Below are 23,240 nucleotides of genomic sequence, written 5' to 3'. Positions count from 1 at the left end.
CAATATGTATTGAAACTACCTAGTGATACTACATTTAATCTGATGACAGCTTGTAAAATAAACAGTTTTATATCCTATAATGAATCACTGGAATGGGGCGTTTTACGAACAGGGAATGTAGGAATACACGGGGTTGACTACACACCTACAATTCCAATTGAATCAGAAGTAGTCTCTACACTTAATGCAATTAGGTATAGCGAGGGCTCACTCACATACAAAGCCTTGAAGTATATGTATTATGCCATGCGAACACAACTATTTTGGGATGGCAATAAACGTACAGCAATTGTCTCTGCAAACGCGATTATGATGTTAAATGGCTTAGGGATTGTTAATATCAGTGAACAGCAATTAGAGCATTGGAATCAATTGTTATCAGAGTTCTACGAAACGAATAATGATGAAAAAATCATTCAGTGGACGTATGATAATTGTGTTCATGGAATTGATTATTGAAGTGCTGGGTAGTTTTTCCATATTAAGTAACTGTATTGTCATTTAGGGGCTGTAGCTACTACAGCCCCTAAGGAAAAGAGACGTAAAATCTTACAAAGAATTGGCTGCTCGTAGATGACTTCCTAGAACAGGCGTTATCTCTACCTGATATGTATAGATTATATAAGCTTGTTCGGAGATCAGATCGCTGTTTTTACAGTTTTATTTCATGTAGCTAATCCTTTTCCTTCTCCAATTAACTTGGCAGGTTAGTTGGAGAAGGGAATAGAGGTTTTATGTCGTATTTGACCCATAATGCGAAGTAACGAAAGGGGAGCAGAAAATGACTGAAAGACTGAGTGATGAAGAGATATTTAAACATTTTCCAATATTAAAACCATTTGCTGATGTTTTGCATGAAATGGCACAAAAAGAAATTATTTGTTTGATTTGCGGTAAATCAAAAGCCAAAAATGAATGCTTATGTACAGATGAAGAAAATAAAGACGAGCAATTTTAACATCACGGTACGACCATAATGTGAAATAGTAGAGTAGGTGCTTGTTCAATTAACGGGTACTTTAGTTGATGTATTAGCTGCCTTTCATGGCAGCTTCTTTATTGAGTAATGAAGTTTAATACTTCCGTGAAGTGATATTATGTCAACCTACGTTGTATAACCTATACAATCCGGTTTAGTGATTGTATCGATGATTTGCGTTGGATCATCCAGTTACAAACACAACTATACCATTAAGAAAAATGTATAACATAAAAAGGGTATTGGGAATATTTGAAGAAAATTAATCTATAATGAATGAAGAAAAAAATGTCTTATGTTAAATAAAGGAAGAGTCAGGAGGTATGGAAATGAAAAAATATTTATTATTTAGCTTATGTTTTATCTTTTTGAATGCTTGTTCAGATCATAATGAAAATACGAAATCAAGCGAAGGTAGTGATTCTTTACAAACTGAAATTACTAATGAAACATCTAATAACAATACTGAAATTGAACAGATTTTAAATAATACAAAATGGGGAAAAGCAAAAGTTCAAATGAGTAATGAACCTGATAATGAATTAGTTTTAAATGATGTTGTGTACAAAATTTGGCTTACGCCTACAAAAGACCAAGTTGAAATTGTCAAGGGAACGGAACACTACGCAAAATTAACTAAAGAAGATTCGATCGTATTTATAAAGAATCTTTTAAATTAAAAGGGACTATTTGAATTATTCGCTACTTGAAAAATAAGCGTATTCGAGTTTTATTTCGAATACGCTTATTAATTTGAAGAAAATCAAAAAAATGTAATAATTCACGATTTTTTCAATTTTTACCTAGAATATGTTTAGCACCTAATATATCCAAAGTTTGAGGAGACGCTACTGTTCGATTAGAATAACCATACATTAACAGATCATTATTATTCGAGTTGTACAAATCATTTAAACCTATGGCATGTCCAAACTCATGAGCCATTGTCGTGTTATTTAACGCTGCTGATCGGTTATTCATATTTGAAGTATTCATTTTTATGGCCCACTGTAATAGGTGACCCGAAGAATTAGATGAATAGAGATAAAATGCCGCATTAGCACTAGAATTTGGATCCGAATAGGTGTGAATATAATTACTAGAGTTAGACTTATAAAATACAACTACATTGGTGGTTCCCCACTTGTTAGCGCCTGCTGTGATATAACCTGCATATGCAGAGGTCATAGGTCCAACCTCATATGTTATGCTGTCTGTTCCTGTATGGTGTTGACAATCTATTGAAAACCCATAACTTTCTCCCCAGGGCTTGCAAGAATGCGCAAAACTTTTTTCTACAGGTAACATAGAGAATATTAGAAGAAATGAAAATAGAATCTTATAAAGTGTTTTCATATGAAATCCTCCTCGTATATTAGTAGTAAGAGCTCTTTTTGATAGAATTTCCAGTTCATTTAGACAATTAGCACATTTGTTGAATCATCGGAGATGGTTAGCTTTTGACTCTACCAATCTTTTTAATGTTTTATCTGTTTTTAAAATAAAACTAGCCTGCAGGCGCTTCCCTGCTTAGTTAATTACTATTTGTTTTAGATTGTATTTCAACTATTCTCTTTTCAAACTTTTCTTTATTTAAGATTTGTATATCTTTTTTTCTCTCATTTTTAGTTATTAAATTTAAAGTATTGACTGGTGTATCTTCTTCAATTCTTTTTAAGTCCTCTTCATACAATGAGTTTTTAACAACTTTATTCCCATCAACTATTGAATAAATATTAGTTTCTTCTCCAAGAATCCAATATACATTGCTTCCTTCATATCCTTCACCAACCGCTTTTTTGAGAAACAAAATATATTTTTCATTAGGGGAAAATTGATTGTTATCATTAAATGACCATTCACTATTTCCTTGTTGTAATACTTCTATATTTTCAAGGTTTTCCGTTCCTTTCAATACCTGTTTTACTGTGGCCTCAAATAATGTTTTTGGAGCAGGGTCATCTATTTCCTTAATCTGTTTTCCAATTTCCACTTCAGCTATTAATTCAGCGTTAGCCACGGCGTCGTCAAAATTAAAGGTTTCTAATTCAGCCTTCATTTGTCCTTTTGTTGGAGCAGAAGTATTTGAGACTTCTTCACTAAGTTTAACTTCATTTTTTAAGTCGTTTGTATTAGCAATAAAAAACACAGTTGCAATAGCAAGTATACCAACACTAATAATTCCTAATGTTTTCTTCATTTAAATTCTCCTCCTTTAAAATAATGAAAGCAAATTTGAAGTCAATGTCCTGAGCAGTATAAGTAATTTCAAATGACATAATAATGGATGGGGACTTTTGGCTTTTTGTTTTATCAACAACAAGTTTTTTTTATTTTTATCATGTGCTAGTTACTAAGCTTTTTCATTCCCGTCTTACCCCTTCCAATCACAAACTCTTAATTTGATCATAACTTACTAAATAGTTAAAAAGTAGGAAAATGTTCAATTTAAGAGCTTTTTCTTCACCTTTCATGCTCAATTTCTTTTTGCTTCTTCTTGGATTCCACAGGTTTTTGTTTTTCCAATTTTTTTTGATCCTGCTTCGCAGCAAAGACTTTACCATCTCTTTTTCATTATTTGGAACAATAGTTAACAATTTTCGGGATTTTTTTGTATTGATGCAATAAGGAATTAGCCCGAACCATTCCTACGTATTCCACCATGTCAGCTTTCGCCATACCTAAGAAGTTTTCCGAGTTTTTCTTAATCAAGTGAAGCATATCCTTCAAATATTCTGTAGTTCTCCTGTAGATTATATTTAGTTCTTCAATTCCACGTTCTCTTTACTTAAATCGCGTTTCTCTCTTTGGCTAACATTCAATTCCCTCTGAAGCTTCTCATTTTGCGTTTTAAGTCCTTCGGACGCTATCTCTCTCACAAATCTGCGTAATGGAGTTAACTACTTCCGTGAACGGGTGTTATGTCAATCCATTCACAAAAGTATTTGAAAATTATAAAGGAAACTGATAAACTAACAGTATATAAATTTACTTTTACTTTTCTTATCGAGAACCCAAGCGGGATCTCTGATGGTGATGACTAATGACAGGCCTTTGGGCTGATTGTGGCGTAAGCAAACTAGACTCCTATTTTGCTACGGAAAAAATCAGATGCCAAAGGTCTTTTTGCGTCCAAAAATAAGTGTTATCAAATGCTGCATTTTGCAGTAAAGTACAATAAATCATAAAAATGGAGTGCTCAAAGTGAGTACAAAACTCAAGAAGGAGAGAGGAAATATGTTAACTAATCTATCGGAGAATGAACAAAAATTATTTGAAAAGGTGTACAAACAGCATGTGAATGCAATGGGTTCAGAAGAACGGAAAAAGTATGGAAGAGAGGAAATTACAAAAATTGAAAAGGATGTTCCCAACAAGTGTCTAACCGTTCATTTCGCAAATAGCGAGTGGTTTAGATATTACGTAGATGGAACGTGGGGATGAACAAAAAGAGCGAAATAGAATAACTTCGCTTTCAGATAAGGTACTCAGCAAATGTTGGTTGCCTTGCGACTTTGTCGCAAACAGGATAGACGTTGATGCACGTAACGCATTCGTAACGCAGGCTGACGAATAGAGCCGATCGCTACGCTTGGAGCGGTTAATAAATACCGGCAGGAAGTGAACGAGGTCGAAGACCTGAGCGATATGCTTGCCTGATGGCAATTCACTGGAACGTGGCGATGCCAACCCGTTAGGGGATGTTCCATTCAATACTCACACACACAATTGGATACGAGGTACTGCTTTCTCTTTGCCCGCTATTTGGCGTTAGCCAAATGCGCACGACACAGATTTTGAACGAAGTGATAAAAATCTGAAGTGCAATTCGGGCAAAGAGAAAGCAGTACCAAAAAGCCGAAAATACACCCGTAAATACCGTGATCACTGGGTTTGTATTTTAGTTTTAACCTTCGGTTTTTGAGGAAGTCCTGAGGACGCCCGAAAATGCCAACGGGTGAGCTATGCACTTTTTTGGAAATGGAGTGGGAAAAATGATAAAAGGAAAGTCACCAATCATGACACAGATGGAGAAGATTTACCGACATACAAGAGCAAACTCCTTCGGTACCCGTGCTAGATATGAGAGCAGCTGCCGAAATTTCGTCGGGTTTTTAGACGAGAAATTCAAGATGAAAAACTTGCGGAATTTACAAGATAAACACGTAGTGGCCTATATCCAGCAGCGACAAGCTGAAGGCGTCGCACCGAAAACACTTAAAAATGACTTAGGGGCAATTCGCTACATGCATGACATGATTCCGAATATCAAACACGAACTTTCCGATAATAAAGGGCTGAAAGATACATTTTTCATCCTATTAGAGAAAACACCAGCGGTAAAAGGAGATAGGGCATGGACAGAGCGTGAATATAACGATATGCAGCTGTTCGTTCGAGAAAGGGCTGAAGACGATGGGAGGGGCGCTGAAACAGCAGCTGATGTGCGGGACGTAATGCAGCTGGCAAGGACCATGGGGTTGAGGGTGACGGAAGCCGTCGCCATGAGTAGGTCGCAAGTAGAACAAGCGTTGAGATCCGGGGTTTATCAGGTGAAGAACGAAGCGAAAAATGGGAAATGGCGACAAGTTCCATTGTCTGCTCAAGGTCGCCAGGTAATGGAAAGCAAAATTCGGGACGTTTCAAGAGGTGATCGGCTGTTTGTTCGTCCTGGCGAGAAGACGCATGCAGCAGTAAATCGAGTCGAAAAGTTCCTACAAAATAATCGTCTACAGTTCGAAACGGTCGAAGGTAGAGAAAGTCGTATGTATCAAGGGATATCCAATGCTTTAACGTATCATGGGTTACGTTACAATTACGTCCAGAATCGGGTCCGGCAAGAAATGGAGAAAGGCTATTCCAAGTTGCAAGCTGCAGCAATCGTCACAAAAGAGGTTGGCCATGAACGAATAGATGTCATCGATGTGTATTTAGGAGGGAAAAGTTGATATTGATATTGATTTCGAATAAAAAAAACGTTCAGCGATTCAATCACTATTTCCCAAATAGATCTCGTAGTGCTTTTTCATTGCAGGGGAAAGCCTTTGTGATGTTGAATATGTCATAGAGGTGATGATATGGACAACGTTATCGAGACCAACATGAAAACCGGTGAAATAGCTAGTAGACTGGGTTTAGAGACCGTTACGATACGTAAGTATTGTCTTGAATTAGAGAAGCGTGGATTCATCTTTCAGCGTAACGATGGGAAGAACAGAGATTTCACAAGTGAGGACTTAAATGCACTTTCTCAGATGAAACACTTGATTGAAGTTGCCAGGATGAGTCGGGATGCGGCTGCCAACGTTGTGGTTGCCGGTCACAGGACTTCTAATGGTACGGGGAATGAACCACCGTCCGTTTCCGTATCGTTGGTTAAAACCGATGAAACCCGGGTTTTGGACGAAATACAACGCTACTCAGAGCAACAGGACGACCTTATCCGTAACGTTCAAAACGTCAATAATGTAGTAATTTCGATGAAAGAAATGATGGCAGGATTTCAACAGCAGCTGGCGACGGTGACCAAAGAGAATCATGCCTTGAAAGAAGCAAGCAGAAGCCAGTACACCACTGATTTTTTGACTGTACATAGGCTTAAAATCAACCTTAGGGAAGAAGCAGAAGCCTTGTGGCAACTGGAGCCAGAAGAAAAACGGCTTATAAAACGATGGTTCCGTAAATCAGAAGAAAATTACATGGAGAAAGACCGATTTATCCGCGATTTTGTTGAAGTAAACCTTGAAGTAGCCTTAAAAATCGAAGAAAATGACTAAAAAACCGACTAAAATGGCACAAAAAGTGCTTAAAGTCGGTTTTTTTGTGTTTTATTTTAGCCCCTGAAGGAAACCCAGTGCGTAGGTTTTTACAGAAAAAATCGCTACGTTAAAGGGAAATAAAGAGATGGCAAGCTACGGGTTTAGGCGCCTTCGGCACGACACCCATCTTGGTAGGAAAATTCCTACGACCTTTACAGTTTTCCCGAGTTTATTTTTTCAAAATATTCTCCGAAAGCTTTTGTCGTTTCACTCGAATTTCAAAATAAACTGTTGAAGAAAATTTAAAAAGGGCAACCGCAGCAGTCGCCCTTTTTTCTAGTAACATAAAAAACATTTTCACCTTTGCGTATTTTAGCAGCGATTAAAATAAAGCTGGAATTCGGAATAAAGTTAGAAAGAGCATAAGGGGAAACTGACCCCACTTCCAGTTTGGTACTAGGCGAAGCCTAGTGTTTGGATGGGTACATGAAAAGTTGATTTTGTCACGCTAGAGTGACAGCCAAAAACGCTGTTTGTCACTCTAGTGTGACAACTTTAACGAACTAATATCTCGCTTCTTTAATCATTTTTGCTCCAGGATCAAACTCAATAAAAAATATCATTGGTCATTTTTAATTCCCAACTCATTCAGTAATTTTTGTCGCTCTTCTACAATATTTGAATCGATTTTCTTTTCAACTTCATTTGTTGCGCTTCTATTCTTGAACCACTCGGGAATCTTTTCAGCTCTCCCTGTTCTCCGTTGACTTGGTTTTAAATCTGCAAATGTGACAGGCAATCCTTCTTGATAAAGTTCCCCATACTCTTGCAGTTTTATTTTGATGAAACCTAACGGGTTTTTCACACCTTCTTCTTCGTTCACATAACGAATGAGCATGCTCAATTCTTTTTCAGCATCATCGCTCCAAATAAATAATGCTCCTTCATACATTTCAGTAAAATAAATATGATTGAAGCTATAATCGCTCGCTAAAGCATTCAATCGTTTTCGGATGTCTTCATTCTCAGATTGTTTTTTCGGTTGTTCGGGTTTATTTAGTTTTTCTAGAATTTTAATTTCTTTTTCGGGAGCGTGTTGGATTATGAATTCAATTCGCTCGACACTACGCCCTTTTTTTATTTCCTTAAAGGAGACTTGAAGGTCTGTTTGCTTATTAACTTCTTTGACTGCTGGTGTTAAAACTCTCGCTTTAAAATGTCCATATTGCTTGTATGAGTCTCCTGCTATACCAAATTTTAATTTTAATTCATTAACTAGAATCTCACGTTTACCAATGTATAACGAACGTCTCATTAATTCATATAAACGTATCGAATATACACTTCCCAGTGATAATACATTGCTTAATTTATAGGAAGTATACTGATTTTTAAGTTGTAAAAAATAAGGCTTCAATTCCGGAACAAACTTAAGACGGATTGCTCCTTTTCCAGGTATATATCGAGCAGTCGATACCCAATGAGTAAGCAACCATCCTCCATCTTCTTGTGGAATTTCAATTGTTTTCGTCATTAAGTTTTCTACAACTTCTTTAAGTTGCGTGTAATGTGGATCTCCTCGTAAACCAAGCATTTCATAAAACTCTTTTATAGATATTACATATTCCGTGAAATCTTCATCAGATGGCTCAATCATAGATGCCATTGTAAGTATAATTTTCTGTTCACGAACAGTTAATGGTTTTTTATGTCTAGCATCGACTAGTTGATTATCCTGCGCAACATAGTATTCTTTCTTCAAAAAACACACCTCTTTGGTTTTGTGATAGTTCATTCTTTTAAACATAACAAAGCCAATTACCATAGTCAATATCACAACTTATCAAGATTGTGATGGATAGAGGTCAAAAGTGTGATGGATGAAGTCAAAAGTGTGATGGTTGAAGTCAAAAGTGTGATGGTTAAAAGTCAAAAGTGTGACGGTTGGAGTCAAAAGTGTGATGGTTGGACTTCATAAAACCAGTCACACCAATATCTCAAGTAGTCTCCTAATCACTTAAATCAAAGATCTAAAACAAAGATCTTTAAAACAACAACAAACAAGGGCGTGTTGGTGGTGGTTGAAAATCTGGTGAGATCAATTTCTTTTTTTCTATCAAAAAATCTCGAAATATTATTTCTCAAGGTACAAAAGTGCATTATTAGAAAAAAAGGAACGAATAAGAACAATTAAAGCCTGTCCAATCTCTTAAACTACCATTTAAAGGAGTCACAAGATCCGTACACGCGTTTTAAGGACTAAAATGAATACAACTACCATATTTATTTTAGAACACTTCTAAGGGGTGTTTAAACAGTTTTTAGGACACAAAGTAGAATTGTTCGAAGTAGGTGGACAGTTAGGCATTGAAAAGCTTGTTATTGATACGCTGGATACATCATTCAAACACTTAAATAATCCTTTAAAACGTGTCCATGGTTTACGAAGATGATTTTTTATTTTTGGGTAAATGTTGCAGGTGAAACCTCTTTCATCTGGAATAATAACTACAAGCTAAAACAATGAAACGAGGGTGAATAGGAGATGAAAATTGATGAAACAGCAACAGTAAGAAGTATTCTTAATGCATTAAAAAACAGTAATGTATCGGATGTAGCTAAGCAAATCGATGGCATTAGCAAGGATCCTCTTGCGAGCGCATTGAATGCAGCAGGCTATAAATACAGTAGTGCAACTCCGAGGGGGTGGGCCTTCGTTGGCGACAGCGATGAACCACTTGATAAAAGCATTTTCGACTTTGTGAAATCCAAATCATCGGCCAAGAAACCTCATTCTCAACCGGTTCCCAAAACAGTCACGACAGATTCACATGTTATTCTTGGGCAATTCACCGAGAACGAAATACGGGTCATCAAAGAAATGTTGCAATCATGGCAAGAGTCAGCTTCAGCAAGTGAAATAGAGCCAACTCTACATGATCGAATTAAACAGCTTCCACAAGAAGAGAAGACTCGGAAGACCATTGTGATTGATCAAAGTATCGGGGAGCGCTTTGATGTGTTTTGCGAAGCCGAACGTCTCAATAAATCAGATATTTTACATTTAGCATTGGCTGATTTTATGGATAAATTCTAATAAAAACGAGTGATCTGTTATCAAAACAAAAACCCTCGCCATGACTTTCCAGGGAGGGTTTTTCTAATATATATTTGTTCTTGTATATTATTGCTTCTAGTTAAAGTAGATTTAGAACTCTGTAATATGATAATTAAAAATACGGTAGATAATAAAATTACGGAAGAAATCGTAATTGTTTTTAACCATTTGGTCATTTAAATAGCACTTCAGTTAAAAACAACCGCATCTTTATTTAAGACGCGGTTGTTTTTTTGTATTTATTTAATACAAAATATATCCATTAAAGTAACCATCTTGGATTAAACACTATTGATGCAAGTTTATTTCTTAGCGTTGTAATTTCGCATTTATCTTAACTTTTATAGAAAGTGCGTATAAAGCTGAACCAAAAAATAATTAGCAAAATATCTGGTTGATTAATAAAGAAAAACGAAAATAATGGTGATTCCGGAATATGCATTGTTAATATAATTAAAGATAATAGTAAATATACTATCTTTATTTTTATTCTCCCTGGATTACGCCAAGTCTTTATGTAATCTAGGGAGAATAAAATACTTAAAATCAATGTCCAAGTATATAACCAAATATAATGTGGTGTGTAATTTTGGTTTATAGAAAAATTACTTCTAATATATAAAGTAACAAAATACATAAGTAATATGAATAATAGGAATATTAAGACTCTCATAAAGTCTTTTTTTTCTACTTCCATAGCGCTTACCCCTCATTATTCCATTTTATAAGCCAACTCCGAATGGAAAGCTATATGAAGTTCCAGTGTCAGTCCTAGTATATTTTAATGTAGCTTTGGTACCTAAACCAGAACCATCGTTTGGCGTTAAATAATATAAAAAACCTGTATTTTTGGACTTCATCGCACCACTAGCTGGATTAGTGAAAGGTCCTTGGTCATTGTCTTCACTAATAAATCTTTTTGTTCCACCCGAAGTATATCCCATTCCACTCGCCGTGATATCTTGACTTAATGAAGTAAGTTTAAATTTGCTGTCAAGTAGGGTAGGTGTAGCGTAGAATGAAGTTGCCTTATAACCGCTAACACCATCAAAGTCTTTTTTATCATAATTGAACCCTACCTTCAACCGTACTGTAATGGAGCCAGAATCCTCTGTTTCTTCTTTAGTTCCTATTGCTAAAATTGAATAATGTTCATTTGTATCACCAGTTATATATGTGGATTTTGTTAAGAGTTTTTTTATCTTTACAAATTCTATCTCTGTTTCTTCGTCGTAGATAACTTCTACTTGTGTATGTTTATTATTTACCAATTCACCCTGTAAAGCCATTTCATAAAGTGTGTCGTCATCAAGTTGATCCTCTTCATAATACTCTTCTGAAACAACAAAAATAGAACTTGCAGATGCTGTGTTTCCTAAACAGAAAAAAATTAGGAAAGCAAAAAATGAATAAAGCACTTTGAACTTCATAAATCATCCCCCTTTCAATATCAATTTTATTCACATTATATAACAACTATTCTTATTTGTGCATTGAATATTCAGAATATAAAAAAGTTACTATGAATTACTTTTACCTTGAACCCATTACATAAGAACGGTTATGTGAGATCTATTTTTCTGCATTTAAACCTTTACTAGATGCGAAATATTCAGGGAAATGTGCTTAACGTATGTTTTCCGAGAAATGTTGGTCGGACACCATTAAGCGTATTACTCATAATAAAATCAATACTAAATTTATAGAAAAACTATAGATATTTAGAGCGAAGTGGACGTGTTGAGTGCCCTCGAATCTAACACAATAGAAATATGTTGGGTTTGCGAAAAGTCTCTCTTTTATTTAGAAAGAGAGACTTTTTTATCTATAAACTGGTGTCATGACTTATATCTTTTGATGTAAATTTATTTTAAATCTATTTCACTTGCAAATAAGAGGATTTCTCGGTAGAATTGTCTGTATTATACCATATATGTTATCAAAAATTGTAAGGAGGGCATAGTATGTATTGTGTGAACATGCATAAGGATGCCCGTGGTTATTGCCCAGTCTGCGAATTAGTCAAAATGCTTGAAGAGGATAACAATAGAGAAAGCAAAAGCACTCTTAAAAAACTCATTTATCAAACCAGGCGAATCAAAAACAAAGGAACACGAGCAGGAGATGGAATCACTAAACACATCAGAGGGGATATTTGGGAACTTCGACCAGCAAAATATAGAATCTTCTATGTTGTTGAAGGTAATCAAATCATCCTTCTAAACTGGTTTCGTAAAAAAACACAAAAAACTCCTGAGAGTGAAATCCAAAAAGCAGAAAAGCTTCACGAAGACTGGAAAAAAAACAACGGGCGTAGTTGAGGGGTAATACCCCTCCCCTTTCGCAAGGGGACACTTATGTACATGATTTACACGACAAACATATTGGTTAAACAGTACGTAAAGTCTTAAAAAATTTAAGAGGAAAGGAGTTAATCTAATATGGAAAGATGGTCGGATATAAAAAACGAAATCCGCTCCATCAGTAATTCCGAGATGATGCAAATTGAACTTGTGGCAGACTTAGTAGATGAAATTAGAGATACCAGAAAAAGTCTTGGTTTAACTCAAAGAGATCTTGCAGAAAAAACGGGTCTAAAACAATCTGCCATTGCCAGAATGGAAAGTGGGGGAGTAATACCTAGATTAGATACTGTATTAAGGGTTGCATTAGCTATGGGATTGAAATTCAAATTAATTAAAGAAAATTAATATAAACAATTTGCATCTATCAGTTACTGATATCAAAGATACTTACTAAATAAAATAATATAAGTTCAAAGGTTAAATAATATAACAACATTTACTGTGAAGTTTTTTAGACTCAACTATAGAGATATTTGTTTTTCAAGTTTAGTTATAGAGAATTTAATCAATTAACTATCCATAATCAATCGAATAATAGTGGTTATAGCTATGACTATTAGTAAAGGAGGTGATTACAAAATCACCTCCTTTTTCGTTTAAACAATAGATGTATTAAAGTGTACTCAAAATACTTCTGAACCTAACACAATGGAAATATGTTAGATCCAAAAAAGTCTCCCTTTTATTTAGAAAGGGAGACTTTTTTATCTATTGTAGGTGTCACAACTTAGAGGTATTGACACCGTTTTCGGGATGCAGTAATATCAAGGCATCAAGTGGTGTCATAACTAATTGTCATAAGTGAACTGCAAAAAGGGGACAAATACATATGAAATATGGTTATGGTCGTGTAAGTACAGCGTCACAAGATTTAGAGTTACAGCTGCAGACGTTGGAAAGTGAAGGTTGCGACAAAATCTATTCCGAGAAATTCACTGGAACTAAAGCGGATCGTCCCCAATTTGTAGAGTTACTTTCATTGCTGAAAAATGGGGATACATTGGTAGTTACGAAGCTAGACCGTTTTGCAAGATCGGCAGAGGATGGGGTAAATCTAATCAAAGAATTGCTTTCAAAAGGAATCAAGGTTCACATATTAAATATGGGACTTGTAGAAGATACATCAATGGGCAGATTAATTTTAAGAATGTTATCAGCTATTGCGGAATTTGACAGGGATATGATAGTTGAACGATTAGCAGAGGGGAAAGCCATTGCGAAGCAGAATCCTGATTTCCGTGAAGGTAGACCGAAGAAATTCACTAAAAAGCAAGTAGCACACGCTTTACAGCTATTGGAAACGAATTCCTATACGCAAGTAGAAGAAATTACAGGGATTTCTAAAAGCACACTAATCCGTGCCAAAAGAGAAGTAACTAAAGGGTTGCTTTAGTTTAAGTATTGGCTGCCTTTCATAGCAGCTTTTTTTATTGAGTAATGGAGTTAACTACTTCCGTGAATTGGTGTTATGTCAACCTGTTGTGTATGGACCATACAAGCCCGTTCAGCGATTGAATCGATGGTTTGTGTATGGAGATAATATCTATCAATCTAATTTTAGAGCGCTTTCTAGGGCTGTTTAAGGCGTTTTTAAGAAAGGAGCTACTTTAGAGCGTTTTTTGATTTATTTCGACAACAAAACAGTTTTGAATTTCCGGATAACTGGTAAACTATTTTTATTATGGTAATATTACAAATGCAGCAAAAAATAGGAAAATTTGAATAGGAGGAATTCGAAGTGATGATGAAGAGGAAAGTAGAAATTTTCATAATTAGTCTTCTTTTATTTACACTAGTATTTACATCTAGCTCAGTAAATCAAGTAAAAGCAGCTTCTTATGACTGGCGCAATTTAGGGACGTTCCCAGTAATTGGATCTGGATACACAACGAGTGGTGGATTTGTGGAAGCCATGCAATCAACTCTATGGTCATCTGGTTATTCTTCAGCAGTAGGGACAATTGATGGCTACTATGGGACAGGCACAGCCAACGGCATTAAAAGCTTTCAGAGTGGAAATGGATTGGCATCGGATGGAGTAGCAGGAGCTGCGACTTGGAGAAAAATGGAAACGTATACATTCAACGTGGATACTTGGACTAGAAAGTACAGTAATCCTGGTAGTTCAGTGTATGTGACTGAATTTAAAATGTATAGTACCGGTGCGGGAGCAGGATACTTCTCTGGATTAATAAGTAAAACGAACAATAGCGTAATCAGACAAAATAGTACCATGTGGTTAGACTAATAATTAATAGGAGGTTTTATTAATGAAAAGAAAAACATTTTACTCAACTGCTTTAGCATTCGGCGTGATTGGTGTTTCCTTTTTCGCGGGTAACGTTATGCTTGAGACAAGTGCTGAAGAAAATATAGCAGAAGAAGTAAAAGTTCCTAATGTAGAAGTTCCTATGGTAGTAACCTTAGAAGACCTTGCACCAGTAAAGTTTAATAGTGTTGATGAAAGTGAAGTTAAAATGCCTTTAAATCTTGAAGAAAAGAATATAGACCATATTGTTGGAGAAGCAAGAGGAGTTAACGCAGAAAAACGACCTGGAGGATACTTAATTGAAACTTGGTATCCCACAGATACAGAGAATGGTGATTTGTTAGTAGCTCAGAGTATCAATGAGTATGGAGTAGCTCAGTCTCTTGTAGAAGACGTAAAAACGTGGTATCCAGAAGAACTAGGTGGATTTAAGGAATTGAATCTAGGTGGATATCAGGCCATCCTAAATGAAAATGAAGAAGATGCTAATACTCTTCATATAATTACAGACAATGAAATATTTACAATAGCCGGACAAAAAACCGAGATTTTGTTAGATGTGGCTGAGGAAATGATTAAGGATCTTCAATAACATTTTTGCATTATGGAAAAGGTCGCTCCTCATAGAGAGAGTGACCTTTTTTCAATGAAATACTTTCTCGGATTTTCCCTTTCATTTTTTATCTTCCAAAAACCTCTTTTTCAGGATTCTGTATTGAGACATACCAGGTTTCTTTTTGATTACTCGCTTGGTAATGATCTGAGTGACGATTTGGAGCAGTATCACTCTTACTTTTAAATTATTTTTCATGTATCTGTCACGCTAACGGGTGTTATGTCAACCGGTCGTACATTCTTCATACATCCATGCCAAGTGCAAGAACAAGGATTAGGATGCATGAGCCTAAAAACTTCTGAATTTAGAAGTAAACCACGATAACCACTGGTAAACTATATTATTTAATGGTTAACTCGATAAAAATGAGTTAACAAAAACAAAAGAGCCTTCGAGGGCTCTTTTTTATCTCTCCAAATCTTGATTTCTCTCTTTTCTTAAATCACGCTTGTGAAGTCTTTCAAATTCACTGGTATTCATTTTTCCTTTCACCTTATCTACAAGGTCACCAAAAGCCTTCTTAAACGATTTCAAGCCCTCTGTACGCTCTTTAACGAATTCTTTGGCACTTTGATAAACTAATCCTATTTCAGCCTTTAAATCGCTTATACGGTCTTCTAACGAAACGATTTTATTTTTTGCAGTATCAAGTTCATCTTTTAAATCATAATTACTCTTTTTAAGTCCCTCCATTTGTTCAGACATATCACCAACCAAGCCACTCAATTGACCATTTAGTTTGACCAAATCACTTTTTACTAAATTCTCATATTTTCCTTTAAGAACAGAACCAGCCGTTAGTTGTTTTTTTATTTTTTTCATTTCCTCATTCGACAAAACGTAATTTCCTGTTTCTTTTTCTATTGTTTCTTTTCGCCCAAATGACTTTGGTATTACCTCTGTTTTCTTTTCTTTTCGCACGATTTTAATTTTTATATCTTCCCCACTGGGGATGTCTTCGTTCATTGCCAGTAACTCTTTTTTTCTATCACCAATTCTTTCTTCAATCACATATTTTTCATCTTCTAATTGGTCTATTTCTTTTTCTAAATCTTTTTTTGCTCTTCTACAGAAAGTGCATTCATATATTCAGGCGAAGCTGTCACCATAAATTCTGACAGGACAACCGAATTTGCACGAGGTTTTCTTTTCACTTGCTCCGATATTTTTTCTTTAATTTCACTTTCATATTTTAAATTTTGATCATTCAACAAATCATAATTTTGCTCTGTTTTTGAATAATCGATGTCGGGATTACTTTTGCTTGTTCCTTGCCTTTGATTGTGTTTTTGAATGCCCTGCACATCTGATACTTGGAATTTTTGCATTCTTATAATCGCAAATTGCGCCATGTACTGCATCTCCTTTTACATCGGGGAACGAATCATATTGGGATAAGAATAGCACATCGGGGGGAGGAGGACCAAAACCCTTGGTATAGCCCACTATACCAAGGGTTTTGGTGCGGGCTCTCCGAGGGTGAAAAACAAGAAGTCTGTCACGCTAGCGTGACAGACTTCCCAAGTTCAAAAGCAGAAAAAATAACCGCTTGCAGCCGTTGTTTTTTTCTAGTAACAAAAAAGCATTTGAACCTTTGCTGATTCTCGCAAAGGTTCAAATGCTTTTCCAGATCAAGTGCAAAAGAACAGACCTTGCCCCTTTTGCAAAAGGGGCAAACCCCCAAAATTCCCTTCGCCAGGTGGCAGGTTCTCACATGGGGTGAGAACCAAAAAGAGGGTGGGGAATCATCTCTTGTATCAACTCCTTAAATTCCTTCCGCTTTTGCTTCAGTCAGACATTTACCGTTGACACTTCCCGATATTTCTCCCTCTGGACAAGATTAAATTCAGAGCTTTTTCATGACTTAATTCACGATTTGAACCATCATCAAAATAACTATAATAACCGAAAATCCAGTCGAAACCATTTCAAATCTAGTCATTATAAAGGGATTTCTAATAATTAGTTGAAGTGTTCTTTATCATGAAAAAGAGGAGAACGAACAATGAGCAAGTTTGAAGATGCCTATTGGGGTAAAGAAATTGCTGAAATACTTCAAATTGGCGACAGTACATTGAGAAAATGGTGCTTATCTCTAGAAAATCAAGGTCACATTTTTATGAGGGGCCAACATAACAGCCGAGCATTTGTCGAACGTGACCTATTAATATTACGGAGAATGAAAGAACTCATTCAAAATAAAGGAATCACACTCGAAACGGCATCTGAGATTGTCATATCAAGGTTTAATCAATCAGAAGGAACAGCATCTGTTCTCAGAGAGAACACAGCGGAAGAACAGACGCTTCCTGTCGTTCCACCTGTTCTTCAGAACGAACTACTGTTAGATATATTAGAACGGCAAGAACGATTAGAAGAACAGAACAAACAGTTTCTGTTGATGCTTGAAGAGCAACAAAACTATATTAATAATAGTCTTGATAAACGTGATCTTCAGTTAATGCAGGCTTTAAAAGAATCGCAGGAAACAAAAAAGCTAATCGCTTCCACCTTGGAAAAGAAGAGTTTTTTTGAAAAAATATTCGGTAAGAGGTAACACTTTGTAAATGATGTTTATTAAAATTAGTCTGTCACGCTAGCGTGACAAAGTTGTTAAATGACTGTCACTCTAGCGTGCCTAAAATGAAAAAACTTGACCCCACCAAAACACTAGGCTTCGCCTAGTCCCACACCAGAAGTGGGGCCAGTTTTCCCTTATGCTCTTTCTAGCTATTTCTAGACATTCTGATTTTTTAGCTTTATCTCTAATGTATTTCTTGTCTTCTTCTTCATTCAATTTCATTTGAAAGAAAGTATTAGTTCTCGCCATATTTTCTACTCCTTTTTTAATTACTTTTGAACGAAGCGACAACAGATTTCACTCAAGTTTTAAAACAAACCGTTGAAGAAAATTTAAAAAGAGCAACTGCAGCAGTTGCTCTTTTTTCTAGTAACATATTTTTAACCTTCACCCTTTTATATTGGACTGTTACTTTTTTTAATATCTATCATCAATCTTCTTAGCGTTGATGTTGTAACCTCTAAATTTGATAGACGAGAATCTAATACTGTTTCTAGAAAACACTCTTTTAATCAAAACAATAATAAATCTCTTTTTTTAGATTCGTCATATAACCACTTTATAAAATCATCGCTGTCCTTCGGAAAACGATAGCTGCACCCTTCGAATTTATAAATTTCTTGCCTTTGTTCTTCTGTATGGTCGTCATTGCTTTGTATAACTTCATAAGCCCAGTAGTGAAGAAAACGGTGAGTAATTCCCATTTTCATTTTGATTTCAATAAGTTGGCTATAATACGCAACAAATTGAACCAGTGGCCAAAACGTTTCATCAACATTTAAAGTGGGTTTGTCGGTTTGATCCTTTAGGCTAATGATGGTCGATTGCATGTTATCACACTCTTTCTTCTAACCAATTATAGAAGGGTACAGATTTTTTAACAGCTGGTTTTTTATCATTTTCCAACATCATTTCAATCCATCTAAGATTATCTTTCGCCCGTGGAATATATTCACTTGCTTCTTTTGAAGTAACTTGCTCCCCTGTGCCTTTTCGCATCTCTTCTGTTTCTATAATTAGCTTTTTCGCTTTCTCTTTATTCTCTTCATTTTGCATTTGATGAACAGCGTCCCATAGCGTAAACACTTCGTCAATCAGTCTTTTTAATTCCTCTGATTGATTATCTGTTGCTAACGGAACTGTTTTACCTGTTGACCAATGTATTTCAAATCCGACAATAGCCCGACCTTTTTTCTTTTCTTTGTACCAAACTTCAAGTTCGGTGTACTTGTTTAATTCCTCGATAGCAACATCTAATACAGTTTCCTTGAATCGACCTGTATTAGACTGATATGTTTTTCTGTTTTCAACGCCGAACAAACGCAGGAGAGCCTCTTTTGAAACGGGTAAATAGTAAGCCCCATAACGGGCCTTTAAATATTCATATAACGTCCAACTAAAGCCACTCTTGAATTGTGATGTAATCGTTAAATCAGTTGTTACATAATGATCCTTTAACTCCAAAATATGAGGAATCATATCGTCAGTCCATTTAAAACGAAATTCACCCTTATCGTATTTAATTGACTGAAACACATTCCAATACTCAAAATAATCATTTTCCAAATCCTCAATACTAAACTTTAAATTCAATAATCGTTGTGCATCTATCTTGGCATCCTTGGTTAAATAACGTTTAAGTTCAAACTTCCTTTCGAAATCGGCTTTTATGAACCCCGTGTGCCCGTCCTGTTGCGTTGAAAAAATAGCGAAAGCAAATAATTGCATTTGATTTAAAGTTAAGCCCTGACTCAACTTCGCCATTGAAAAGTCATTACTCTTTTTAATGCCATTTTCATAAGAGACCAATTGTTTTTTATCGTTTTCCCTAGCCAATCAATTCACCCATTCCCCATTATCCTTTTTCTCTCCCCATACTGTACTTTATTAATTACAAAAGTTCAATATAAGGAGAGAAAAAGTTCAGTAATGGGAGAGAAAAAGTTCAGTAATGGGAGAGAAAAAGTTCAGTAATGGGAGAGAAAAAGTTCAATAAAGGGAGAGAAAAAGTTCAATAAAACTCTGTAACCCTTGTGGCTCTAAGGCTCGTGAGTCTGTTAAAGGTTATTAAGTCTATTAAGTCTTTAAATAAAATCATTATATAGCATTCGCTAATTATCATGCATTTCTCTTTTTCTATAAAAAATCAGAATAAATTATTTCACTCCAAAAACAAAAGGCCGTTACTAGAAAAAAAGAGTAGAACAAATCCATAAACGAACTTGTCCTACTCTTCGAATCTATTAATTATAGCTACAGAAGCACACAGGAGGCTCGTATATGTACTTTAAGAGAGGAATTGAATATATCTATCAATCTGATTTTAGAACGCCTTCTAGGGGTCTTTACAGCGTTTTTAGAATATAGACGATTGAAAGTGCATTTTGGGGTTTATTTCACCAAGTTGCTTTGTATATTTATTCATTTAGACACGTCTAGCGTTCAGCAGAAAGACCGTTAACTCAACGATGTATAAACGCTGTATACAAGGTCCAGAGGACCACAGGTTCCACTTTGTTGTCACACGGGGGTTTACCCCTCGGCCTGTACTGGAAACAACTTCCGAGAAGGTGATTTATGTAAACTAGAAAAACCTAGATTGCTCATAATTAGCTACCTAGGTTTTTTAATGGGTAAGTTGATTATATTTTTCTTTAGATAGTTATTATCTTATTTTGTTTTCTAATTCATTATCAATTTCTTTGAATAATTCATCTTTACTTTTTCCTGAAATTTTATCAATTTTGCTTAAACCAATACGTTCAGATGTAAAATGAATAACACTTTTTGACTTTGTTACCTTTTTAGATTCCGTATTTTCTGTATTAGTTAAAAGTTCAACTATATTATCTGAACCAATTTCCACCTGGAAAGGTACCGATGCAGGTCCATAAGCATCTTTAGTTTGTAATTTCTTTAAAAACAGGACATATTCTTTATTTAAATCAGGTTTATTATAGTTAGGAAGATTTAATTCAGCTTCTACATGTTCTCCAGCTTCATTATACTCTAAATAAACAGTGTGTGGAATTGCTACTTCGATCGTTTTTCCAGTTTCACCTGCCAATTCTTCATCTACAATAAAAGTATAAACTTCGCTTAAATAATTTTCTCCCATGTTCCAGTCCTCTACAAATTTCTCATAGTGTCCTTTAACAATATAATCAGAGTTGGCTACAATGCCTTTAACATCTCCATTTACTTCATAATCAGGAGAAAACTCGACTTCATAAGTTATTGGTTCAGCAACTTCTTCTGTTGTAAACATTGATTTTGAAAGAAAAAACAGCGCAACACCTAATACAATACATACAGTTAGAATGGGTACTAATTTACTTTTTGTTTTTTTAACCATTGCAAATAATCCTCCTTAATATGGATATTTCATATTTACGCCTTGTATATCATCCTGTTGCGGAATGTAAACTTTAGTTCTGTCTCTTTGTGAATTCATAACTGAAAGAACTGGGGGAGTTTCATGTCCAAGGCCAATACCATGTCCTAATTCGTGTACTGCTGCACTTCTCCGAGTTAGAGAGTTATTTACAATTTGTGGATTACCGATATTTATCACAGCATTAAAATATAGAGAAGAACCATTAAGGGCATAACAAGTTCCATAAAGAGATGGGTCATCTACATTTTCTGTACCAACCTTATTAGGAGCAATATTATCGGTCAGAACATACTTGATTTTAGATTGAGCACTATTCCAATCAGATACAGCAGTTGTAAAAGTACTTTTATATGTTGAATTGGTGGTTGTATACTGTAAAGTTACAGTATATGGTTGCAGGGGTTTTTTAGGCCAGTTTCTAGTATTAAAACTGTAGGCATTAGTTGTTGTTGCTGATATAAAAAAAAGAATCATCACTAATAAAACAGAAAGTATAAGATTTTTATTCATTTCTATTAATCTCCTTTTATATATTTTTAATATTTTATAAAACTTAATAAAGATTAATTCCTCCTTTTTTGAACTTCCTATATTTAACTACAAAGCCATAGTAATACATTCTCGCTATTTAATCAGTTATTCTATGTTTTTTGAAAGAACAATAAAAAAATTAAGGTGCATGCAGCATACACACTTAAAAAGGTCTATTTCTCTTACAAGAAATAAACCTTTCTTATTTAATGATCTTCAACTAAAGCTACCCGTTAGCCATACATGTAGCGCAAAATCAGCGCTACACCACAGAGGATGAAAATGTGTACAGAACGGGTGTTATGTCTACTAGGGGGCATGGAGCATCCAAATCAAAATTAAAACAGTAGATGTATTAAAGTGTACTCAAAATACTTCTCAATCTAACACAATGGAACTATGTTAGATTCAAAAAACAGCCTCACCCCTTGCTACACAAGGGATGAGGCTGTTTTTTATTCCTGTATTTTTTTCGTTGTCGATTTGAATCCAACATAATGCGTGATATGATTAGCTTTAGTTAGATTCGAGAGCTTGCGTTAACATATGGGAGGAAGTGTACGGAAGGTATGAAATTCGTTGAACCGATACGGGATCTTCAAAAGATTAGCAACATGAAAAAAATCCTTTTCGCACAAAGTGAAAGGAACTATCTCTTATTTACGCTCGGCATCAATTCATCCTATCGTATTTCTGATTTAATCCGGGTGCAATTCAAGCATGTACTAGATTCTAAAAACAACGTGCGTGCGCACTTGATGTTGATTGAACAAAAAACCGGGAAGGAAAATAAGGTCGCGCTTTCCAAAGGGGTCAAAAAAGCGATCGAGGCGTATGCTGAGCAGCATTACGAGGGGGATCCGGAAGCCTATTTATTCAGGAGCCGTAAAGGAACGAATCAAGCGATTAGCCGAGTCCAGGCCTGGACAATTATGAGTGATGCAGCGAAAGAATTAGGTCTTGAAAACATCGGGACGCATTCCCTTCGAAAAACGTTCGGCTACCATCAGATAAAGAGAGGGACCAATATTACGCTCTTGATGAAGATGTTTAACCATAGTTCCGAGGGTGTTACGTTACGGTATATAGGCATCACACAGGACGATATGGATGCAGCTGTTCAAGCCCTGGACCTTTAAGGCCATCCATCAGAATGCTTCTTAACACGTCAACTGTATACTAACAATAAGGTCTGTTGAAAATGATATGTTCAGGGAATTTTATTCGAAGTAGACTGTTTCCATTCAGTAAAATAAAGGTGTTTAAAAATGTAGAGTAAAGATGGAGGGATAATAGTGACTATTTCCAATAAGTACAACCTTAATGAACGTGAATCGAAGTTTTTATTAAAGAAAAGTGTTATTGGCCTGATCCATTCAGCTTCACGCTTAGAAAAGGTGAACACAACCTTTCCACAAACAAAAACAATTGTAGAAGGGATGAGTGTAAGTGGGATTAGCATAGATGATGTCCAGGTTATTCTTAATCTCAAAAATGCGTATCAATATGTATTGAAACTACCTAGTGATACTACATTTAATCTGATGACAGCTTGTAAAATAAACAGTTTTATATCCTATAATGAATCACTGGAATGGGGCGTTTTACGAACAGGGAATGTAGG

Annotated in this window: 24 protein-coding genes and 1 pseudogene; 15 read left to right on the top strand and 10 right to left on the bottom strand. The window is 35.5% G+C overall.

What is annotated here, in order from left to right; all coding sequences use genetic code 11:
* The 3 genes from I2483_RS17880 to I2483_RS17870 all read left to right on the top strand — a co-directional run.
* The coding region (locus tag I2483_RS17880) for a Fic family protein (RefSeq protein ID WP_207278461.1) at positions 1 to 459 on the top strand (459 nt) is incomplete at its 5' end.
* A 322-nt stretch (positions 460 to 781) separates the two neighbouring features.
* A complete protein-coding gene (locus I2483_RS17875) occupies positions 782 to 958 on the top strand; it encodes a hypothetical protein (protein WP_207278460.1) in 177 nt (58 codons plus the stop codon).
* A gap of 350 nt (positions 959 to 1,308) precedes the next feature.
* Complete coding sequence (locus tag I2483_RS17870) at positions 1,309 to 1,659, top strand: hypothetical protein (RefSeq protein WP_207278459.1); 351 nt, start codon at positions 1,309 to 1,311, stop codon at positions 1,657 to 1,659.
* A gap of 112 nt (positions 1,660 to 1,771) precedes the next feature.
* On the opposite strand, the gene I2483_RS17865 is transcribed toward I2483_RS17870, so the two are convergent.
* Positions 1,772 to 2,335, bottom strand: coding sequence for a zinc metalloprotease (locus tag I2483_RS17865; RefSeq protein WP_207278458.1), 564 nt, complete (start codon positions 2,333 to 2,335; stop codon positions 1,772 to 1,774).
* A gap of 178 nt (positions 2,336 to 2,513) precedes the next feature.
* Positions 2,514 to 3,179, bottom strand: a complete 666-nt coding sequence (locus I2483_RS17860) for a hypothetical protein (RefSeq protein ID WP_207278457.1) — start codon at positions 3,177 to 3,179, stop codon at positions 2,514 to 2,516.
* Positions 3,180 to 4,216: 1,037 nt separating this feature from the next.
* Here I2483_RS17860 and I2483_RS17855 point away from each other — a divergent pair.
* The 3 genes from I2483_RS17855 (at position 4,217) to I2483_RS17845 (ending at position 6,756) form a co-directional block, all read left to right on the top strand.
* Positions 4,217 to 4,423 (top strand): hypothetical protein, encoded by a 207-nt coding sequence (locus I2483_RS17855; RefSeq protein ID WP_207278456.1) that lies wholly within the window; start codon positions 4,217 to 4,219, stop codon positions 4,421 to 4,423.
* Positions 4,424 to 4,974: 551 nt separating this feature from the next.
* Entirely contained in the window at positions 4,975 to 5,928 is a 954-nt protein-coding gene (locus tag I2483_RS17850; protein WP_207278455.1) for a phage integrase N-terminal domain-containing protein, read from the top strand.
* Between the two features lie 129 nt (positions 5,929 to 6,057).
* On the top strand, positions 6,058 to 6,756 hold the full coding sequence (locus I2483_RS17845) for a MerR family transcriptional regulator (RefSeq protein WP_207278454.1): 699 nt from the start codon (positions 6,058 to 6,060) through the stop codon (positions 6,754 to 6,756).
* A 601-nt stretch (positions 6,757 to 7,357) separates the two neighbouring features.
* Here the strand turns inward: I2483_RS17845 and I2483_RS17840 are convergent.
* The gene (locus tag I2483_RS17840) at positions 7,358 to 8,563 is read right to left on the bottom strand and encodes a replication initiation protein (protein ID WP_255550508.1); all 1,206 of its coding nucleotides are present in this window, start codon (positions 8,561 to 8,563) and stop codon (positions 7,358 to 7,360) included.
* A 720-nt stretch (positions 8,564 to 9,283) separates the two neighbouring features.
* Here I2483_RS17840 and I2483_RS17835 point away from each other — a divergent pair.
* The gene (locus I2483_RS17835) at positions 9,284 to 9,835 is read left to right on the top strand and encodes a hypothetical protein (RefSeq protein WP_207278452.1); all 552 of its coding nucleotides are present in this window, start codon (positions 9,284 to 9,286) and stop codon (positions 9,833 to 9,835) included.
* A 743-nt stretch (positions 9,836 to 10,578) separates the two neighbouring features.
* Here the strand turns inward: I2483_RS17835 and I2483_RS17830 are convergent.
* Positions 10,579 to 11,286 (bottom strand): hypothetical protein, encoded by a 708-nt coding sequence (locus I2483_RS17830; protein ID WP_207278451.1) that lies wholly within the window; start codon positions 11,284 to 11,286, stop codon positions 10,579 to 10,581.
* 534 nt (positions 11,287 to 11,820) lie between these two features.
* Here I2483_RS17830 and I2483_RS17825 point away from each other — a divergent pair.
* From I2483_RS17825 to I2483_RS17805, 5 genes are all read left to right on the top strand, one after another.
* Complete coding sequence (locus tag I2483_RS17825) at positions 11,821 to 12,177, top strand: type II toxin-antitoxin system RelE/ParE family toxin (protein WP_207278450.1); 357 nt, start codon at positions 11,821 to 11,823, stop codon at positions 12,175 to 12,177.
* A gap of 120 nt (positions 12,178 to 12,297) precedes the next feature.
* Entirely contained in the window at positions 12,298 to 12,567 is a 270-nt protein-coding gene (locus tag I2483_RS17820) for a helix-turn-helix domain-containing protein (RefSeq protein ID WP_207278449.1), read from the top strand.
* A 484-nt stretch (positions 12,568 to 13,051) separates the two neighbouring features.
* Positions 13,052 to 13,615 carry a recombinase family protein gene (locus tag I2483_RS17815; protein ID WP_186673809.1) on the top strand — a complete coding sequence of 188 codons (564 nt, stop codon included), beginning with the start codon at positions 13,052 to 13,054 and terminating at the stop codon, positions 13,613 to 13,615.
* Positions 13,616 to 13,963: 348 nt separating this feature from the next.
* Positions 13,964 to 14,470, top strand: coding sequence for a peptidoglycan-binding domain-containing protein (locus tag I2483_RS17810; protein WP_186673846.1), 507 nt, complete (start codon positions 13,964 to 13,966; stop codon positions 14,468 to 14,470).
* A gap of 22 nt (positions 14,471 to 14,492) precedes the next feature.
* Positions 14,493 to 15,083, top strand: a complete 591-nt coding sequence (locus tag I2483_RS17805; protein ID WP_186673844.1) for a hypothetical protein — start codon at positions 14,493 to 14,495, stop codon at positions 15,081 to 15,083.
* A gap of 429 nt (positions 15,084 to 15,512) precedes the next feature.
* Here I2483_RS17805 and I2483_RS17800 read toward each other — a convergent pair whose 3' ends face one another.
* A complete protein-coding gene (locus I2483_RS17800) occupies positions 15,513 to 16,118 on the bottom strand; it encodes a nucleotide exchange factor GrpE (RefSeq protein ID WP_207152852.1) in 606 nt (201 codons plus the stop codon).
* Between the two features lie 35 nt (positions 16,119 to 16,153).
* A complete protein-coding gene (locus I2483_RS17795; protein ID WP_207152851.1) occupies positions 16,154 to 16,459 on the bottom strand; it encodes a plasmid recombination protein in 306 nt (101 codons plus the stop codon).
* Positions 16,460 to 17,112: 653 nt separating this feature from the next.
* Between I2483_RS17795 and I2483_RS17790 the strand changes: the two genes are divergently transcribed.
* Positions 17,113 to 17,664 carry a DUF3967 domain-containing protein gene (locus tag I2483_RS17790; protein ID WP_186673851.1) on the top strand — a complete coding sequence of 184 codons (552 nt, stop codon included), beginning with the start codon at positions 17,113 to 17,115 and terminating at the stop codon, positions 17,662 to 17,664.
* A 536-nt stretch (positions 17,665 to 18,200) separates the two neighbouring features.
* Here I2483_RS17790 and I2483_RS17785 read toward each other — a convergent pair.
* The 4 genes from I2483_RS17785 to I2483_RS17770 all read right to left on the bottom strand — a co-directional run bounded on the left by I2483_RS17785 (position 18,201) and on the right by I2483_RS17770 (position 21,595).
* Positions 18,201 to 18,518 (bottom strand): hypothetical protein, encoded by a 318-nt coding sequence (locus tag I2483_RS17785; RefSeq protein WP_186673850.1) that lies wholly within the window; start codon positions 18,516 to 18,518, stop codon positions 18,201 to 18,203.
* Positions 18,519 to 18,522: 4 nt separating this feature from the next.
* Positions 18,523 to 19,524, bottom strand: coding sequence for a replication initiation protein (locus tag I2483_RS17780; protein ID WP_186673849.1), 1,002 nt, complete (start codon positions 19,522 to 19,524; stop codon positions 18,523 to 18,525).
* An 829-nt stretch (positions 19,525 to 20,353) separates the two neighbouring features.
* Entirely contained in the window at positions 20,354 to 21,043 is a 690-nt protein-coding gene (locus I2483_RS17775) for a hypothetical protein (protein ID WP_186673848.1), read from the bottom strand.
* A gap of 15 nt (positions 21,044 to 21,058) precedes the next feature.
* Positions 21,059 to 21,595 (bottom strand): zinc metalloprotease, encoded by a 537-nt coding sequence (locus tag I2483_RS17770; RefSeq protein ID WP_186673847.1) that lies wholly within the window; start codon positions 21,593 to 21,595, stop codon positions 21,059 to 21,061.
* Positions 21,596 to 22,185: 590 nt separating this feature from the next.
* On the opposite strand from I2483_RS17770, the gene I2483_RS17765 reads away from it, so the two are divergent.
* Both I2483_RS17765 and I2483_RS17760 read left to right on the top strand, forming a co-directional pair.
* Complete coding sequence (locus tag I2483_RS17765) at positions 22,186 to 22,755, top strand: site-specific integrase (RefSeq protein ID WP_207278448.1); 570 nt, start codon at positions 22,186 to 22,188, stop codon at positions 22,753 to 22,755.
* A 156-nt stretch (positions 22,756 to 22,911) separates the two neighbouring features.
* Positions 22,912 to 23,240, top strand: a pseudogene (locus tag I2483_RS17760) (filamentation induced by cAMP protein fic); the annotation flags it as partial.

The organism is Sporosarcina sp. E16_3 (genome assembly GCF_017347125.1).
Classification (GTDB): Bacteria; Bacillota; Bacilli; order Bacillales_A; family Planococcaceae; genus Sporosarcina.
This window is presented reverse-complemented; position numbering and strand designations above follow the sequence as displayed.

Excerpts from the sequence above, each read along its gene's own strand:
- I2483_RS17860 (WP_207278457.1), bottom strand. The coding sequence starts at position 3,179 with ATGAAGAAAACATTAGGAATTATTAGTGTTGGTATACTTGCTATTGCA.
- I2483_RS17805 (WP_186673844.1), top strand. The coding sequence starts at position 14,493 with ATGAAAAGAAAAACATTTTACTCAACTGCTTTAGCATTCGGCGTGATT.
- I2483_RS17850 (WP_207278455.1), top strand. The coding sequence starts at position 4,975 with ATGATAAAAGGAAAGTCACCAATCATGACACAGATGGAGAAGATTTAC.
- I2483_RS17815 (WP_186673809.1), top strand. The coding sequence starts at position 13,052 with ATGAAATATGGTTATGGTCGTGTAAGTACAGCGTCACAAGATTTAGAG.
- I2483_RS17775 (WP_186673848.1), bottom strand. The coding sequence starts at position 21,043 with ATGGTTAAAAAAACAAAAAGTAAATTAGTACCCATTCTAACTGTATGT.
- I2483_RS17835 (WP_207278452.1), top strand. The coding sequence starts at position 9,284 with ATGAAAATTGATGAAACAGCAACAGTAAGAAGTATTCTTAATGCATTA.
- I2483_RS17765 (WP_207278448.1), top strand. The coding sequence starts at position 22,186 with ATGAAATTCGTTGAACCGATACGGGATCTTCAAAAGATTAGCAACATG.
- I2483_RS17770 (WP_186673847.1), bottom strand. The coding sequence starts at position 21,595 with ATGAATAAAAATCTTATACTTTCTGTTTTATTAGTGATGATTCTTTTT.
- I2483_RS17820 (WP_207278449.1), top strand. The coding sequence starts at position 12,298 with ATGGAAAGATGGTCGGATATAAAAAACGAAATCCGCTCCATCAGTAAT.
- I2483_RS17845 (WP_207278454.1), top strand. The coding sequence starts at position 6,058 with ATGGACAACGTTATCGAGACCAACATGAAAACCGGTGAAATAGCTAGT.
- I2483_RS17825 (WP_207278450.1), top strand. The coding sequence starts at position 11,821 with ATGTATTGTGTGAACATGCATAAGGATGCCCGTGGTTATTGCCCAGTC.
- I2483_RS17855 (WP_207278456.1), top strand. The coding sequence starts at position 4,217 with ATGTTAACTAATCTATCGGAGAATGAACAAAAATTATTTGAAAAGGTG.
- I2483_RS17785 (WP_186673850.1), bottom strand. The coding sequence starts at position 18,518 with ATGCAATCGACCATCATTAGCCTAAAGGATCAAACCGACAAACCCACT.
- I2483_RS17870 (WP_207278459.1), top strand. The coding sequence starts at position 1,309 with ATGAAAAAATATTTATTATTTAGCTTATGTTTTATCTTTTTGAATGCT.
- I2483_RS17795 (WP_207152851.1), bottom strand. The coding sequence starts at position 16,459 with ATGGCGCAATTTGCGATTATAAGAATGCAAAAATTCCAAGTATCAGAT.
- I2483_RS17875 (WP_207278460.1), top strand. The coding sequence starts at position 782 with ATGACTGAAAGACTGAGTGATGAAGAGATATTTAAACATTTTCCAATA.
- I2483_RS17865 (WP_207278458.1), bottom strand. The coding sequence starts at position 2,335 with ATGAAAACACTTTATAAGATTCTATTTTCATTTCTTCTAATATTCTCT.
- I2483_RS17810 (WP_186673846.1), top strand. The coding sequence starts at position 13,964 with ATGATGAAGAGGAAAGTAGAAATTTTCATAATTAGTCTTCTTTTATTT.
- I2483_RS17790 (WP_186673851.1), top strand. The coding sequence starts at position 17,113 with ATGAGCAAGTTTGAAGATGCCTATTGGGGTAAAGAAATTGCTGAAATA.
- I2483_RS17840 (WP_255550508.1), bottom strand. The coding sequence starts at position 8,563 with ATGGTAATTGGCTTTGTTATGTTTAAAAGAATGAACTATCACAAAACC.
- I2483_RS17830 (WP_207278451.1), bottom strand. The coding sequence starts at position 11,286 with ATGAAGTTCAAAGTGCTTTATTCATTTTTTGCTTTCCTAATTTTTTTC.